This is a genomic window from Pseudorhodoferax sp. (assembly GCF_047601025.1).
GTDB lineage: Bacteria > Pseudomonadota > Gammaproteobacteria > Burkholderiales > Burkholderiaceae_C > Pseudorhodoferax.
The window spans coordinates 5,402,333-5,416,728 of record NZ_JASGJZ010000001.1 but is presented as its reverse complement, the minus strand read 5'-3'; the positions used below and the strand labels follow the sequence as shown (position 1 = coordinate 5,416,728).

General features: G+C 69.6%; 12 protein-coding genes and 1 pseudogene. 12 read left to right on the top strand and 1 reads right to left on the bottom strand.

Translation table 11 applies throughout. The annotated features are described in order from the left end of the window. The 12 genes and pseudogenes from QM782_RS24940 to QM782_RS24885 all read left to right on the top strand — a co-directional run. The coding region (locus QM782_RS24940; protein ID WP_415205552.1) for a 3-hydroxyacyl-CoA dehydrogenase NAD-binding domain-containing protein at positions 1 to 1,290 on the top strand (1,290 nt) is incomplete at its 5' end. A 76-nt stretch (positions 1,291 to 1,366) separates the two neighbouring features. Then, complete coding sequence (locus QM782_RS24935) at positions 1,367 to 2,563, top strand: acetyl-CoA C-acyltransferase (protein ID WP_415205551.1); 1,197 nt, start codon at positions 1,367 to 1,369, stop codon at positions 2,561 to 2,563. Between the two features lie 13 nt (positions 2,564 to 2,576). Next, positions 2,577 to 3,773, top strand: coding sequence for an acyl-CoA dehydrogenase family protein (locus QM782_RS24930; protein WP_415205550.1), 1,197 nt, complete (start codon positions 2,577 to 2,579; stop codon positions 3,771 to 3,773). A gap of 25 nt (positions 3,774 to 3,798) precedes the next feature. Then, positions 3,799 to 4,977: an acyl-CoA dehydrogenase family protein gene (locus QM782_RS24925; RefSeq protein ID WP_415205549.1), complete on the top strand. Its 1,179-nt coding sequence runs from the start codon at positions 3,799 to 3,801 to the stop codon at positions 4,975 to 4,977. After that, positions 4,974 to 5,771 (top strand): oxepin-CoA hydrolase, alternative type, encoded by a 798-nt coding sequence (locus QM782_RS24920; protein ID WP_415205548.1) that lies wholly within the window; start codon positions 4,974 to 4,976, stop codon positions 5,769 to 5,771. Before QM782_RS24925 ends, QM782_RS24920 begins: the two co-directional genes overlap by 4 nt. 27 nt (positions 5,772 to 5,798) lie before the next feature. Continuing rightward, positions 5,799 to 7,025: a CaiB/BaiF CoA transferase family protein gene (locus tag QM782_RS24915; RefSeq protein WP_415205547.1), complete on the top strand. Its 1,227-nt coding sequence runs from the start codon at positions 5,799 to 5,801 to the stop codon at positions 7,023 to 7,025. Between the two features lie 71 nt (positions 7,026 to 7,096). Beyond that, a complete protein-coding gene (locus tag QM782_RS24910; RefSeq protein WP_415205546.1) occupies positions 7,097 to 8,104 on the top strand; it encodes a Bug family tripartite tricarboxylate transporter substrate binding protein in 1,008 nt (335 codons plus the stop codon). A gap of 47 nt (positions 8,105 to 8,151) precedes the next feature. Beyond that, positions 8,152 to 9,159: a Bug family tripartite tricarboxylate transporter substrate binding protein gene (locus QM782_RS24905; protein WP_415205545.1), complete on the top strand. Its 1,008-nt coding sequence runs from the start codon at positions 8,152 to 8,154 to the stop codon at positions 9,157 to 9,159. Between the two features lie 7 nt (positions 9,160 to 9,166). Further along, positions 9,167 to 9,619 (top strand): annotated as a pseudogene (locus tag QM782_RS24900) (nitronate monooxygenase). 39 nt (positions 9,620 to 9,658) lie between these two features. Next, positions 9,659 to 10,648 (top strand): Bug family tripartite tricarboxylate transporter substrate binding protein, encoded by a 990-nt coding sequence (locus QM782_RS24895; RefSeq protein WP_415205544.1) that lies wholly within the window; start codon positions 9,659 to 9,661, stop codon positions 10,646 to 10,648. Positions 10,649 to 10,725: 77 nt separating this feature from the next. Then, the gene (locus tag QM782_RS24890; protein ID WP_415205543.1) at positions 10,726 to 11,730 is read left to right on the top strand and encodes a Bug family tripartite tricarboxylate transporter substrate binding protein; all 1,005 of its coding nucleotides are present in this window, start codon (positions 10,726 to 10,728) and stop codon (positions 11,728 to 11,730) included. Positions 11,731 to 11,749: 19 nt separating this feature from the next. Next, entirely contained in the window at positions 11,750 to 12,724 is a 975-nt protein-coding gene (locus QM782_RS24885; protein WP_415205542.1) for an NAD(P)H-dependent flavin oxidoreductase, read from the top strand. A gap of 28 nt (positions 12,725 to 12,752) precedes the next feature. On the opposite strand, the gene QM782_RS24880 is transcribed toward QM782_RS24885, so the two are convergent. Beyond that, the gene (locus QM782_RS24880; RefSeq protein WP_415205541.1) at positions 12,753 to 14,255 is read right to left on the bottom strand and encodes an exopolyphosphatase; all 1,503 of its coding nucleotides are present in this window, start codon (positions 14,253 to 14,255) and stop codon (positions 12,753 to 12,755) included. Between the last annotated feature and the right edge of the window lie 141 nt (positions 14,256 to 14,396).

The following is a 14,396-nucleotide window of genomic DNA, read 5'->3' as shown; positions in this document are numbered from 1 at the left end:
GCCTTCTTCGCCGAGCGCGAAACCGCCAAGATCCCCGAGGCCAAGGCCGCGGCGCCGCGCGCCATCGGCAAGATCGCCGTGATCGGCGGCGGCACCATGGGCGCCGGCATCACGGTGGCGGCGCTGGATGCGGGCCTGCCGGTGACCATGATCGAGCGTGATGCCGAGTCCATCGCGCGGGGCCAGGCCCATGTGGAGAAGGTCTACGACGGCCTGGTCGCCAAAGGCCGGATGACCGAACAGCGCAAGGCCGCCATCATGGCCCGCTACACGCCCAGCACCCGCTACGACGACATCGCGGACGTGGATCTGGTGATCGAGGCGGTGTTCGAGGACCTCGAGGTCAAGAAGGCCGTGTTCAGGGAGCTGGACCGCGTCTGCAAGCCCAGCGCCGTGCTGGCCACCAACACCTCGTACCTGGACATCGACGCGATCGCCGCCTCCACCTCCCGCCCGCAGGACGTGATCGGCCTGCACTTCTTCAGCCCGGCCAACATCATGAAGCTGCTGGAGATCGTGGTGCCGGCCCAGGTCGCGCCCGACGTGGTGACGACGGCGTTCGAGCTGGCCCGGAAGATGAAGAAGACCCCCGTGCGCGCCGGCGTGTGCGACGGCTTCATCGGCAACCGCATCCTGGCCGTGTACAAGCAGGCGGCCGACTACATCATGGAAGACGGCGCCAGCCCGTACGAGATCGACCAGGCCGTGCGTGCCTTCGGCTACCCGATGGGGCCGTTCCAGGTGACCGACCTGGCCGGCGGCGACATCGGCTGGGCCACGCGCAAGCGCCGCGCCGCCACGCGGGACCCGAAGGCGCGCTACGTCGAGGTGGCCGACCGCATCTGCGAGCGCGGCTGGTTCGGCCAGAAGACCGGGCGCGGCTTCTACCTGTATCCGCAGGGGGCCCGTACCGGCCAGCCCGACCCCGAGGTGCTGGCCATCGTCGAGGCCGAGCGCGTCCGCAAGGGCATCACCCCGCGCCGGTTCACGCCCGAGGAAATCATGCGCCGCTACATGGCGGCCATGGTCAACGAGGGCGCCAAGGTGCTGGAGGAAGGCATCGCCCTGCGCCCGCTGGACATCGACGTCACCTTCCTGTCCGGCTACGGCTTCCCGCGCTGGCGCGGCGGGCCGATGAAGTACGCCGACATGGTGGGTCTGCCGACGATCCTGGACGACATCCGCGCCTTCGCCAAGGAGGACCCGTTGTTCTGGAAGCCCGCGCCGCTGCTGGAGAAGCTGGTGGCCGAGGGCAAGGATTTCTCCAGCCTCAACCAGCCCAGGGGCTGAACCCCGAGCAACCCGCACCGCCATCCCCGACGCCCGGGGAGGGGGGTCTTCATCCCGATTTTCAAGGAACAGCTCCATGCGCCAGGCCGTCATCGTTTCCACCGCCCGCACGCCGCTTGCGAAGTCGCACCGCGGCGAATTCAACATCACCCCCGGTCCCACGCTGGCCAGCTTCGCGGTGCGCGCCGCGGTCGAGCGCGCAGGCATCGACCCGGCGCTGATCGAGGACGCCGTGCTCGGCTGCGGCTACCCCGAGGGCATCACCGGCCGCAACATCGCGCGCCAGGCGGTGATCCGCTCGGAGCTGCCGCTCAGCATCGCCGGCACCACGGTCAACCGCTTCTGCGCTTCCGGCCTGCAGGCCATCGCCATCGCCGCGGGCCGCATCGTGGTCGAAGGCGCGCCGGCCATGATCGCCGGCGGCGTGGAAAGCATCTCCGGCATCCGTACCCGCGAGGACGGCAATTCGGGCATGGACCCGTGGATCGTCGAGCACAAGCCCGCGCTCTACATGGAGATGATCGACACGGCGGACGTGGTGGCCCAGCGCTACGGCATCAGCCGCGAGGCGCAGGACCATTTCTCGGTCGAGAGCCAGCGCAGGACCGCCGAGGCGCAGCAGGCCGGCCGCTACGCCGAGGAAATCGTGCCCGTGACCACCACCATGGCGGTGAAGAACAAGGAGACCGGCGCGGTGACCCAGCAGCAGGTGACGCTCGACCGCGACACCTGCAACCGCGCCGGGACCACCTACGAATCGCTGGCCAGGCTGGAGCCGGTCAAGGGGCCCGGACGGTTCGTCACCGCGGGCAATGCATCGCAGCTTTCCGACGGCGCCAGTGCCTGCGTGCTGATGGAGGCCAAGGAGGCGGAGCGCCTGGGCCTGGCGCCGCTGGGTGCGTTCCGCGGCATGGCGGTGGCGGGCTGCGAGCCCGACGAGATGGGCATCGGCCCGGTGTTCGCCGTGCCCAAGCTGCTGGCGCGCCATGGCCTGAAGGTCGAGGACATCGACCTGTGGGAACTGAACGAGGCCTTCGCCTCGCAGTCGATCTATTGCCAGCAGCAGCTGGGCATTCCCGCGGAGCGCCTGAACGTGGACGGCGGTGCCATCTCCATCGGCCACCCGTTCGGCATGACGGGCGCGCGCCTGGCCGGGCACATCCTGCTCGAAGGCCGCCGGCGCAAGGCCGCGGGCCAGCCGGTGAAGTGGGGCGTGGTGACGATGTGCATCGCCGGCGGCATGGGCGCGGCCGGCCTGTTCGAGATCTTCTGAGAAAGGGCACGCCATGGATTTGCAGTTCACTGCCCAGGAACTGGCCTTCCGCGACGAGGTGCGCGCCTTCCTGAAGGCCAGGCTGTCGCCCGAACTGGCGCACAAGGTCAAGAGCGGCGAGATCCTGACCCGGCAGGAGATGACCGACTGGCACGCCACGCTCAACGAGCGCGGCTGGCTCGCCAACCACTGGCCCCGGGAATGGGGCGGCCCCGGCTGGAGCGCGGTCGAGAAATTCATCTTCGAGCACGAGTGCGCGCTGGCGGGCTCGCCGCGCATCGTGCCCTTCGGCGTGAACATGCTGGGGCCGGTGCTGATCAAGTACGGCAACGAGGCGCAGAAGAAATACTGGCTGCCGCGCATCCTGAACGGCGACGACTGGTGGTGCCAGGGCTATTCGGAACCCGGTTCGGGCTCCGACCTCGCCTCCGTCAAGACCACGGCGGTGCGTGATGGCGACCACTACATCGTCAACGGCCAGAAGACCTGGACGACGCTGGGCCAGTACGCCGACATGATCTTCTGCCTGGTGCGCACCAACAAGGAAGCGAAGGCGCAGGCGGGCATCAGCTTCCTGCTGGTGGACATGCGCACGCCGGGCGTGGAAGTGCGCCCCATCATCACCCTGGACGGCGAGCACGAGGTCAACGAGGTGTTCTTCACCGACGTGAAGGTGCCGGCGGAGAACCTCGTGGGCGAGGAGAACAAGGGCTGGACCTACGCCAAGTACCTGCTCACCTACGAGCGCACCAACATCGCCGGCGTGGGCTTCTCGGTGGCCAGCCTGGAGAAGCTCAAGGCCGTGGCCGGCCGCGTGTCGTGCAACGGCAAGCCGCTGTCGCAGGACCCGCTGTTCGCCGCGCGCATGGCCAAGGTCGAGATCGACCTGGAGAACATGAAGACCACCAACCTGCGCGTGATCGCCGCCGTGGCCGGCGGCGGCGTGCCGGGGGCGGAAAGTTCCATGCTCAAGATCAAGGGCACCGAGATCCGCCAGGAAATCCTGTCGCTCATCCGCCGCGCCATGGGCCCCTATGCCGCGCCCTTCGTGGAGGAGGCCATGCATGGCCGGAGCGCCGAGCCGCCGATCGGCCCCGAGGAGGCCTTCTCCGCCGCGGCCGCCTACTTCAACCACCGCAAGCTGTCCATCTTCGGCGGCTCCAACGAAATCCAGAAGAACATCATCTCCAAGATGATCCTGGGCCTGTGACCGGAATCAGGAAAGGCGTCAAGACATGAACTTCGAGCACACCGAAGACCGCCGCATGCTGGCGGACACCTTGAACCGCTTCGTCTCCGAGCAATACGGCATCGAGTCCCGCAACCAGCTGGCCTACGGCGAGGCAGGCCGCAGCCCCGGGATCTACGCGCAGTTCGCCGAACTGGGCGCCATCGGCGCGCTGTTTCCCGAAAGCGCGGGCGGCTTCGGCGGCGCGGGCTTCGACATCAGCGTGGTGTTCGAGGCGCTGGGCAAGGGCATCGTGGCCGAGCCGCTGCTGGGCGCGCTGGTCGTGGGCCAGGCACTGGTCGCCGCGGGCACGGAGGCGCAGAAGCAGAGGCTGCAAGACATCATCGCCGGTGGCGTGATCGCCGCGCTGGCGCACGACGAGCCGGGCAGCCACTATGAGCTGAGCAACGTGCAGGCCACCGCCGCCCGCGCGGGCGACGGCTGGGTGCTGAACGGCGCCAAGGGCGTGGTGGCCTTCGGCGAAAAGGCCGACCTGCTGCTGGTGTCCGCGCGCACGGCGGGCGGCCCGTTCGACACGGCGGGCATCAGCCTGTTCCTGGTGGACGGCAGCGCGGCGGGCATCGCCAAGCGCGGCTACCAGCGCTTCGAGGGCGGCCGCGCCGCCGAGCTGACGTTCGGCAACGTGCAGCTGCCCGCCGACGCGCTGCTGGGCGCCGAAGGCCAGGGCTACGCCGTGCTGGAGCGCATCCAGGGCTATGCGCTGCTGGCGCTGGCCTCGGAATCGGTGGGCGCGATGGACGTGGCCAAGCAGTTCACGCTGGAGTACCTGCAGACGCGCAAGCAGTTCGGCGTGGCCATCGGCACCTTCCAGGCACTGCAGCACCGCATGGCCGATGTGCTGCTGGAAGTCGAGCAGGCGCGCTCGGCGGTCATCAACGCGGCCGACGCCATCGACAACGCCGCAGGCACGGCGCGCGAGAAGGTGCTGTCCGCCGCCAAGTACACCGTGGGCTACGTGGGCACCAAGGTGGCGCAGGAGAGCATCCAGATGCATGGCGGCATCGGCATGACCTGGGAGTTGCCGCTGGCGCACTACGCCAAGCGCCTGGTGATGATCGACCACCAGTTCGGCGACGAGGACCACCACCTCGCCCGCTACATCGCATTGAGCCAGGAGAGCGGCGGCAGGCGTGCCGCCATGCACGACACGGAGGCGACCCAATGAGCACACCACCGCTGCTGTCCCGCCGTGAAGGGGCGGTGCTGGTCCTGTCCAACAACAACGTGGCGGCGCGCAATGCGCTGTCGACCGAGTTCTACGAGGCCCTCGGCGCCGCGCTGCGCGAAGCCGCGGCCGATCCGACGGTGGGCGCCATCGTGCTCACGGGCGAGGGTGGGCACTTCTGCGCCGGCGGCGACCTGCGCCAGCTCGCCACGCGGCGCGAGCTGCTCGTCGTGGAGCGGGTCGCCAAGGTCGAGGCCCTGCACGACATGATCCGCGGCGTGCGCGACTGCCCCAAGCCCGTCGTCGCGGCCGTGGAAGGCGCGGCCGCCGGTGCCGGCCTGTCGCTGGCGCTGGCCTGCGACATGCTGGTGGCCGCGCGGAACGCGGTGTTTTCGGTCGCGTACGTGAAGGTGGGCCTCACGCCCGACGCCGGCGCCACCGCATTCCTGTCCGAGTTCGTCTCGCGCCAGGTGCTGACCGAGCTGTGCCTGACCGGCGAGCGCATGAGCGGCGAGCGCCTGCACCAGCTCGGCCCCGTCAACCGCCTGGCCGAGCCCGGCCAGGCGCTGGCCGACGCGATCGCGCTCGCGCGGCAGATCGCGGACGGCCCCGAGCACGCCATGGCCCGCATCAAGCGCCTGTGCCGCGAGGCGCCGCGCAACACGCTGGAGCAGCAGCTGGACCTGGAGGCCCGCTGCATGCTGCTGTCACAGGAAACCGAGGAGTCGCGCGAAGGCATCGCCGCCTTCCTCGGCAAGCGCGCGGCCGACTTCACCCGCCTGCGCCAGCGCTGAACGCCAACCCAGCCAGGAGACTTCTGCATGACAAGTTCCAACGCAACCGACTTTCCCCTCGCAGGCGTGCGCGTGCTCGACCTCTCGCGCGTATTCGCCGGCCCGCTGTGCGGCCAGGTGCTGGCCGACTTCGGCGCCGAGGTCATCAAGGTCGAACACCCGGGCCGCGGGGACGACACGCGCGACTGGGGCATCCGCATCGGCAAGACCGAAACCACCTACTACAACAGCATGAACCGCAACAAGCGGTCGGTCACGCTGGACCTGCAAAGCCCCGAGGGGCTGCGCATCGTGCACGAGCTGCTGCCGCAGTGCGACGTGGTGATCCACAACTTCAAGACCGGCGGCGCTGAGAAGCTGGGCCTGGGCTACGAGCAGCTCAAGGCCCTGCGGCCCGATCTGATCTACTGCGCGGTCTCCGGCTACGACAGCAGCGGGCCCGAGGCCAAGCGCCCCGGCTACGACCTCGTGATCCAGGGCGAGGCGGGGCTGATGGCCTTGAACGGCGAGGCGAACACGCCGCCGTTGAAGTTCGGCGTGGCCGTGGTCGATCTGATGACCGGCATGTACGCCGCGCAGGCCGTGCTGGCCGCGCTGTTCCAGCGCGGGCGCACCGGCCAGGGCCGGCTGATCGAGATGGCGCTGTACGACTGCGGCCTGATGGTCACGGGCTACTACGGGCTCGACGCGCTCAGGCTCGGGCACGATCCCGAGCGCTACGGCAACGCCCATCCCTCCATCGTGCCCTATGGCATGTACGAGTCCGCCGACGGCCCGCTCATCATCGCCGTGGGCAACAACGCGCAGTTCGACAAGTTCTGCCGCAACGTCATCGAGCGGCCCGACATCGTGGAAGACCCGCGTTTCGCTACCAACGTCAACCGCGCCGCCAACCGGCTGGAGCTGACGCCCCTGCTGACCGCGCTGATCCGGACCTTTCCGCGCGACGTGCTGCTCGAACGCCTGACCAGTGCCGGTATTCCCTGCGGCAAGGTGGCCGGGCTGCACGAGGCGCTGACCAGCGAGCGCACGCGCCGCGGCCGCCTGGTGCAGGACATGCCGCACCCCGTCGTGGGCACCACGCCCGTGTTCGCGCCGCCCTACCGCCTGGACGGCCAGCGTCTGCCCATCCGCAACGCGCCGCCCACGCTGGGCGAGGGCACGCGCGAGGTGCTGCAGCAACTCCTCGCCATGAGCGACGAGCAACTGCAGGCCCTGCAGGCGCAGGGCGTGTTGACGCTGCCGCAGGGCTGATCGCCGGGACAACGGCCGCCGGCACGCGCAGTGCGATCGCCATGGCCTTTCGCTGATTCAAGGAGACTTTCATGGGCAATTCCCGACACAACCGCCGCGCCGTGCTGCAGGGCGTGGCCGCCTGGGGCGCCGCCGGCCTGCTGGGCCCGGCCATGGCGCAGACGGGCAAGACCGCCTGGCCGAGCAAGCCGATCCGGCTGGTCGTGCCGTTCAATGCGGGCGGGGCCACCGACATCATCGCCCGCAGCGTGGGCGAGGTCCTGGCCCGGCGCACCGGGCAGCCCGTGGTGGTGGACAACAAGGGCGGCGCGGCCGGCATCCTGGGCTCCGATGCCGTCGCCAAGGCGCCGGCCGACGGCTACACGCTGCTGCTGTCGCTCAGCACGTCCATGCTCATCAACCAGTTCCTCTACGCCAAGCTGCCCTACAACCCGCAGAAGGACTTCGCGCTGGTGTCCCAGATCGCGGCGGCGCCGGTCACGCTGGTGGTGCACCCTTCCGTGCCCGCCAGCAACATGAAGGAGTTGCTGGCCTACGTCAAGGCGAACAAGAGCAAGCTGTCCTACGGCTCCTGGGGCGTGGGCTCGTACGCGCACCTCGCAGGCTCGTACATGAGCAAGTCCATGGACGCCGACATGACCCACTCGTCCTACAAGGGCGAGGCGCCGATGATCCAGGACCTGATCGGCGGCCAGCTGCAGCTGTGCTTCTCCAGCGCGCTCAACACCAGGCCGTTCATCGAATCGGGGCGCTTGAAGGCCATCGGCGTGACCGGTCTGCAGCGCATGAAGATCCTGCCCGACGTGCCCACCATCCACGAGCAGGGCGTGACCGACGAGGCCTATTCCGTCTTCGGCTGGGTGGCCATGGGGGCGCCGGCGGGCACGCCGCAGGAGATCGTCGACGCGCTCTACGCGCATCTGCGCGAGATCGCCAAGGATCCCAAGGTGCAGGAGCGCATTGCCGGCGCGGGGTTCATCGCCATGATGAACAGCCCGCAGGAGTTCCGCCAGAACTACCAGCGCGATCTGCCCGTATGGAAGGCGCTGGTCGAGACCGCCGGCGCGCGGCTCGAATGAAGCCCTTTGCGCCGCTTTTTCCTTTCCAACCAAGGACGATGATGCCCATGCACTCCGTTTCCCTGGCGGCCGTCGCCTCGCGCCGCACCGTTCTCAGCCTGGCCGCCGCCCCGCTGCTGACCAGCCTGGCGGGCAGCGTCCTCGCCGCCGATGAGTGGCCGCAAAAGCTGATCCGCCTGGTCGTGCCGTTTCCGGCGGGCGGGCCCACCGACACGGCCTCGCGCATCGTGGGCCAGAAGCTGGGCGAGCGCCTGAAGCAGTCCGTGGTCGTGGACAACCGCGCAGGCGCTTCCGGCTCGATCGCGGCCGCGCAGATGGTCAAGACCCCGCCCGACGGCTACACGCTGATGATGCTGGCCACGCCCACGCTGCTGGCGCCGCACCTGTACAAGAAGGCGGGCTACGACCCGATCAAGGACTTCACGCCCGTGGCGATGATCTACGACCTGCCCATCGTCATCGTCGTCAATCCCAGGCTGCTGCCCGATGTGACCGACCTGCAGAAGTTCATCCAGTATGCGAAGGCGCAGAAGGTGCCGATGAACTACACCAGCGCGGGCACGGGCAGCTTCGGCCATCTGAGCATGGAAATGCTCAAGCAGGTGGGCGGCTTCGATGCGCAGCACGTGCCCTACAAGGGCAGCTCGCCGGCCATCACCGACACCATCGGCGGGCAGGTGCCCGTGATGTTTTCCGACCTGGTCGCCGCGCTGCCGCACATCCAGGCGGGCAAGCTGCGCGCCATTGCCGTGGGCTCGCCCCGGCGCGTGAGCGCGCTGCCCGAGGTCAAGACCATCGCCGAGCAGGGCGTCGAGGGCTACGAGGCGGTGTCCTGGGGCGGCGTGGTCGCGCCGCCCGGCACGCCCGCGGCCATCGTCCAGCGCGTGGCCGGCGAGATCAAGCAGATCCTGGCCGACAAGACGGTGCAGGACAAGATGCTGGGCGCGGGTGCCATCGCGCACTTCCAGGATCCGGCCGAGGCGGCCAAGCGCATCCAGCAGGACTACGCGCGCTGGGGCCAGCTGATCCGCGACAAGAACATCGTGGCCGAGTGAGGATGGCATGAGGACCCGCATCCGCGATGCTGCCGGGCGTCGAGCATCCCCTCATCCAGGGCGGCATGCACACGTGGGCTTGGCGGCGCTGGCTTCCGTGGTCTCCAACGCGGGCGGGCCGGGCATCGCCACGGGCCTGGCGCGGCGCATGCCCGAACTGCTCGCCAAGGAGATCGCGCGTTGCCGCGCGATGACGGACCAACCCTTCGGCGCGAACCTGGCCTTCCTGCCCGCGGGCACGCCCAAGGCCCGCGTGGATGAGCTTTCCGCCCACGTGGCCGAGATCGCCAAGGATCCCGAGATGATCGAGCGCATCGAGCGCATCGAGCGCATCGAGCGCATCGAGGGCGCGGGTTCCATGTCCATGATCAACGGCCCCGCGGCCTTTCGCGAGAATGATCCGCGCGACCTGCCCGTCCGGAAACCGCGGGTCGAACTGGCTGGCGCCAAGCCGGGCTGACGCGCGCCGCAGCCGGATTTCATCACCCAGGAGACAAACATGATCCATTCCCGACTCCAACGCCGCACCGTGGTGCAGGGCGTCGCCGCGCTGGCCTGCGGCTGCTTCATGGGCACTGCGGCAGCGCAGAACTTCCCCACGCGGCCCATCACCATCATCGTGCCGTTCTCGGCGGGCGGCACCACCGACATCCTCGCGCGCATCGTCGGCCAGGGCCTGACCACGGAGCTGGGCCAGTCCGTCATCGTGGACAACAAGCCCGGCGCGGGCGGCAACATCGGCGCGTCGCTCGCCGCCAAGGCGCAGCCCGACGGCTACACCCTGTTCATGGGCACGGTGGGCACGCACGCCATCAACCAGGCGCTCTACAAGAAGATGCCGTTCGACCCGGTGAAGGACTTCGCGCCGATCTCGCGCGTGGCCACGGTGCCCAACCTGCTCGTCGCGCACCCGAGCCAGCCGTTCAAGACCGTCAAGGAGATGATCGCCTACGCCAAGGCCCACACCGGCGACGTGACCTACGGCTCGCCCGGCTCCGGCTCGTCGCCGCACGTCTCCGGCGCGCTGTTCCAGAGCATGACCGGTGCGCAGATCACCCACGTGCCCTACAAGGGCAGCGCGCCCGCGATGAGCGACCTGCTCGGTGGGCAGATCGCCGTCATGTTCGACAACATGCCCTCGGCCATCCAGCACGTGCGCTCGGGCAAGCTGCGCCCCATCGCCGTGACCACGGCCAAGCGCTCGCCCGAGCTGCCCGACGTGCCCACCATCGCCGAGTCGGGCGTGCCCGGCTACGAGGCCACCTCGTGGTTCGGCATGTTCGCCCCGGCCGCCACGCCCAAGCCCGTGCTCGACAAGCTGCACGCCGCACTCTTGAAGGTGCTGGCCCAGCCCGAGGTGAAGAAGAAGATCGCCGAGCAGGGCGGCGACCCGGTGGCCGAGACGCCCGCGCAGTTCGCCGCCTTCATCCAGGCCGAGTCGGCCAAGTGGGGCAAGGTGGTCAAGGAGTCGGGCGCGTCCGCCGACTGACGGATCGCTGCCGATTCAATGGCTGCCGGCGATTGACGGACAAGCGCTGCGGCCTGGTTTTTTCACAAGGAGATCTCATGCAAGGTTCCGCCACGTTTCCCAGCCGCCGCGCCGTGCTGCAAGGCATGGCCGCCATGGGGGGCGCCTCGCTGCTGGGCGCCGCCGCGCAGACGGGCCAGTGGCCCTCCAAGCCGGTCCGCCTCATCGTGCCCTACAACGCGGGCGGCGGCACCGACATCATCGCGCGTGCCCTGGCCGAGCCCATGTCCAGGCTGCTGGGCCAGCCCGTGGTGGTGGACAACCGGGGTGGCGCGGGCGGCATCCTGGGCACCGACGCGGTGCTCAAGTCCCAGCCCGACGGCCATACGCTGCTGGTGGGGCTGGGGACCTCGATGATGGTCAACCAGTACCTCTACACCAAGCTGCCCCACGACCTGCAGAAGGACATGGCGCTGGTCACCCAGGTCGCCACGGTGCCCGTGGTGCTGGTCGCGCACCCTTCGGTGCCCGCCAGCAACATGAAGGAGCTGCTGGCCTATGTGGGAGCGAACAAGGGCAAGTTCTCCTACGGCTCCTGGGGCCAGGGCTCGCAGGCGCATCTCGTGGGTGCGTACATCAGCAAGTCTGCCAACGCCGACATGGGCCACGCGGCCTACAAGGGCGAGGCCCCCATGCTGCAGGACCTGATCGGCGGCCAGATTCAGTTCTGCCTTGCCAGCGTGTCCAGCAGCCGTCCCTTCATCGAGTCGGGCCGCCTCAAGGCCATCGGCCTGATCGGCCGCCAGCGCGTGCCGTCCATGCCCAACGTTCCTACGATCTACGAACAGGGGCTGACGGATGACCCGTACGCCCTCGTCGGCTGGATCGGCATGGGCGCGCCCGCGGGCATTCCCAAGCCCGTGCTCGACAAGCTCGCCGCGGTGATGGCCGAGGTCGCCAAGGACGCGAAGGTGCAGGAGCAGATCTTCAACATCGGCGGCGTCGCCGTGATGGCCGGGCCCGAGGCGTTCCGCACGGCCTACCAGGGCGACGTGCCCAAGTGGAAGGCGCTGATCGAGGCCGCCAACGTACGTCTCGATTGACGGCAAGGAGAGACGCACCATGAAGACCCGTATCACCGAACTGCTGGGCATCGAGCATCCCATCATCCAGGGCGGCATGCACTACGTGGGCCTGGCGGAGCTGGCTTCCGCCGTCTCCAACGCGGGCGGGCTGGGCATCATCACGGGCCTGACGCAGCGCACGCCCGAACTGCTCGCCAGGGAGATCGCGCGCTGCCGCGCGATGACGGACAAGCCCTTCGGCGTGAACCTGACCTTCCTGCCCGCGGTCACGCCGCCCGACTATCCGGGCTACGTCAAGGCCATCATCGACGGCGGCGTGAAAGTCGTCGAGACGGCGGGCAACAACCCGCAGCAGTGGCTGCCGGCGCTGAAGGAGGCCGGCATCAAGGTCATCCACAAATGCACCTCGGTGCGCCATGCGCTCAAGGCCGAGGCCATCGGCTGCGACGCCATCAGCGTGGACGGCTTCGAGTGCGGCGGCCACCCCGGCGAGGACGACGTGCCCAACTTCATCCTGCTGCCGCGCGCGGCCGAGGCGCTGAAGGTGCCGTTCGTCGCCTCGGGCGGCATGGCCGACGGTCGCTCGCTGGTGGCGGCCCTGGCGCTGGGGGCCGAGGGCATCAACATGGGCACGCGCTTCATCGCCACGCAGGAGGCGCCGGTGCACGAGAACGTCAAGCGCGCCATCGTCGCCGCCAGCGAACTCGACACGCGCCTGGTGATGCGCCCGCTGCGCAATACCGAGCGCGTGCTCACCAACAGCGCCGTGGAACGCCTGCTGCAGAAGGAGCGCGCGCTGGGCGCCGCCATCACCTTCCAGGACATCCTGCCCGAGGTGGCCGGCGTCTATCCGCGCATCATGCAGAACGGCGACATGGAGGCCGGCGCCTGGTCGTGCGGCATGGTGGCCGGGCTGATCCGCGACGTGCCCACCGTGCGGCAGCTGATCGATGCCATCATGGCCCAGGCCCGCGACATCATCGCCGGGCGCCTGGCCGGCACGCTGCACTGACGCGCCAGCGCCCTGGGGCAGGGGCGCTTCAGAACCCCTGCAGCTGCAGCGGCCAGGGCGTCTTGGCCCAGGCCGCGGCCTCCTCGCGCAGCAGGTGCACGGACTGCGGAAAGGCCTCGGCCCAGCCGGGGCGGCAGCCGAGGGTGCGCTGGGCCTGGCGCGGCTTGCCGCCGAGCTTCAGGCCCTCGACGTCGGGGTCGCGCCGGGCGTGGCACAGGATCACGGCCAGCCGCAGCGCCAGCAGCTGCTGGGCGAACGCCGGGTCGGCCAGCTCGGCCTCCAGCTTCTTCAGCTTGCCGCGGTGGCCCAGCACCAGCTGGCTCAGCCGGTGCAGCTCCGGCAGCGCGAAGCCGGGGGCGTCGGCGTTGTCCAGCACGTAGGCGCCGTGGCGGTGGTAGCTGCTGTGCGAGACCAGGAAGCCGATCTCGTGCAGCTGCGCGGCCCACAGCAGCTTGCGCTGCAGGCGGCTCGTCTCTTCTTGCGGACGGTTCAGGCTGGCCTGCAGCTGGGAGAAGAACTGCGTGGCCACCGTGGCGACGCGGCTGGCCTGGGCCGCGTCGGTGTCGAACTTGGCGGCCAGCCGGCGCACCGAGGCCGAGCGCACGTCGCTGTCGGCCGCGTCGCGCTCGACCAGGTCGTAGAGCACGCCGTGGCGCAGCGCGCCGTCGGCGGCCTGCAGCTCGCGGATGCCGAGCAGGTCGAAGATCGCCAGCAGCACGGACAGCCCGCCGCCGATCACCAGCTTGCGGTCGTCCTTCATGCCGTCGATGTTCACGCGCTCGACCGTGCGGGCCTTGAGCAGCCGCTCGCGCAGCCAGTCCAGCCCCTCGCGCGTGATCAGGCCCGGCGGGCCGCCGGCCGCGGCCAGCATGTCGGCGACCGCGCCGACCGTGCCGGAGGCGCCGTAGGCCGCGCTCCAGTGGCTTCGGTCGTAGGCCTGCAGCGCCTCGTCGAGCACGGCCTCGGCCGCGATCTTCGCCATGCGGAAGGCATCGGGCGTGAACTCGCCCTTGGGAAAGTAGCGCATCGACCAAGACACGCTGCCGACGCGGAACGACTCCATCAGACGCGCCTCGTAGCCCTGGCCCAGGATCATCTCGGTGGAGCGCCCGCCGATGTCGATGACCAGCCGGCGCTCGTCGGACTGCGGCAGCAGCCGCGACACGCCCTGGTAGATCAGCCGCGCTTCCTCGCGGCCGGAGATCACGTCGATGCGAAAGCCCAGGATCTCGTGGCCGCGGCTCAGGAATTCGTCGCGGTTGCGCGCCTCGCGCAGCGTCTGGGTGGCCACGGCCCGCGCCTGCGTCCGGGGGATGCCGGCCAGCCGCTCGGCGAAGCGGGCCAGGCAGTCCAGGCCGCGCTGCATGGCGTCGCGGCTGAGGTTGCGCGCCTCGTCCAGCCCGTTGCCCTGGCGCACCACCTCCTTGAGGTACTCGGTGCGGCGGATCTGGCCGTGGTCGAGCCGGCCGATCTCCAGCCTGAAGCTGTTGGAGCCCAGGTCCAGGGCTGCGAGGAGGGTTCCGTTCTGCATCGCTGGGGCGGCATCCTAGCACCGATGCTGCACCGCAGCGAGGCCCGGGCGGCCCGGCCCGGGGCGCGCGGCCGGCATGTCATGTTGCTGTCACACAAGCTTCTTAAATTTCCGGCCATCGCGGGTGGCATCCACCGCCCG

Excerpts from the sequence above, each read along its gene's own strand:
- QM782_RS24930 (WP_415205550.1), top strand. The coding sequence starts at position 2,577 with ATGGATTTGCAGTTCACTGCCCAGGAACTGGCCTTCCGCGACGAGGTG.
- QM782_RS24910 (WP_415205546.1), top strand. The coding sequence starts at position 7,097 with ATGGGCAATTCCCGACACAACCGCCGCGCCGTGCTGCAGGGCGTGGCC.
- QM782_RS24935 (WP_415205551.1), top strand. The coding sequence starts at position 1,367 with ATGCGCCAGGCCGTCATCGTTTCCACCGCCCGCACGCCGCTTGCGAAG.
- QM782_RS24880 (WP_415205541.1), bottom strand. The coding sequence starts at position 14,255 with ATGCAGAACGGAACCCTCCTCGCAGCCCTGGACCTGGGCTCCAACAGC.
- QM782_RS24905 (WP_415205545.1), top strand. The coding sequence starts at position 8,152 with ATGCACTCCGTTTCCCTGGCGGCCGTCGCCTCGCGCCGCACCGTTCTC.
- QM782_RS24895 (WP_415205544.1), top strand. The coding sequence starts at position 9,659 with ATGATCCATTCCCGACTCCAACGCCGCACCGTGGTGCAGGGCGTCGCC.
- QM782_RS24890 (WP_415205543.1), top strand. The coding sequence starts at position 10,726 with ATGCAAGGTTCCGCCACGTTTCCCAGCCGCCGCGCCGTGCTGCAAGGC.
- QM782_RS24915 (WP_415205547.1), top strand. The coding sequence starts at position 5,799 with ATGACAAGTTCCAACGCAACCGACTTTCCCCTCGCAGGCGTGCGCGTG.
- QM782_RS24920 (WP_415205548.1), top strand. The coding sequence starts at position 4,974 with ATGAGCACACCACCGCTGCTGTCCCGCCGTGAAGGGGCGGTGCTGGTC.
- QM782_RS24885 (WP_415205542.1), top strand. The coding sequence starts at position 11,750 with ATGAAGACCCGTATCACCGAACTGCTGGGCATCGAGCATCCCATCATC.
- QM782_RS24925 (WP_415205549.1), top strand. The coding sequence starts at position 3,799 with ATGAACTTCGAGCACACCGAAGACCGCCGCATGCTGGCGGACACCTTG.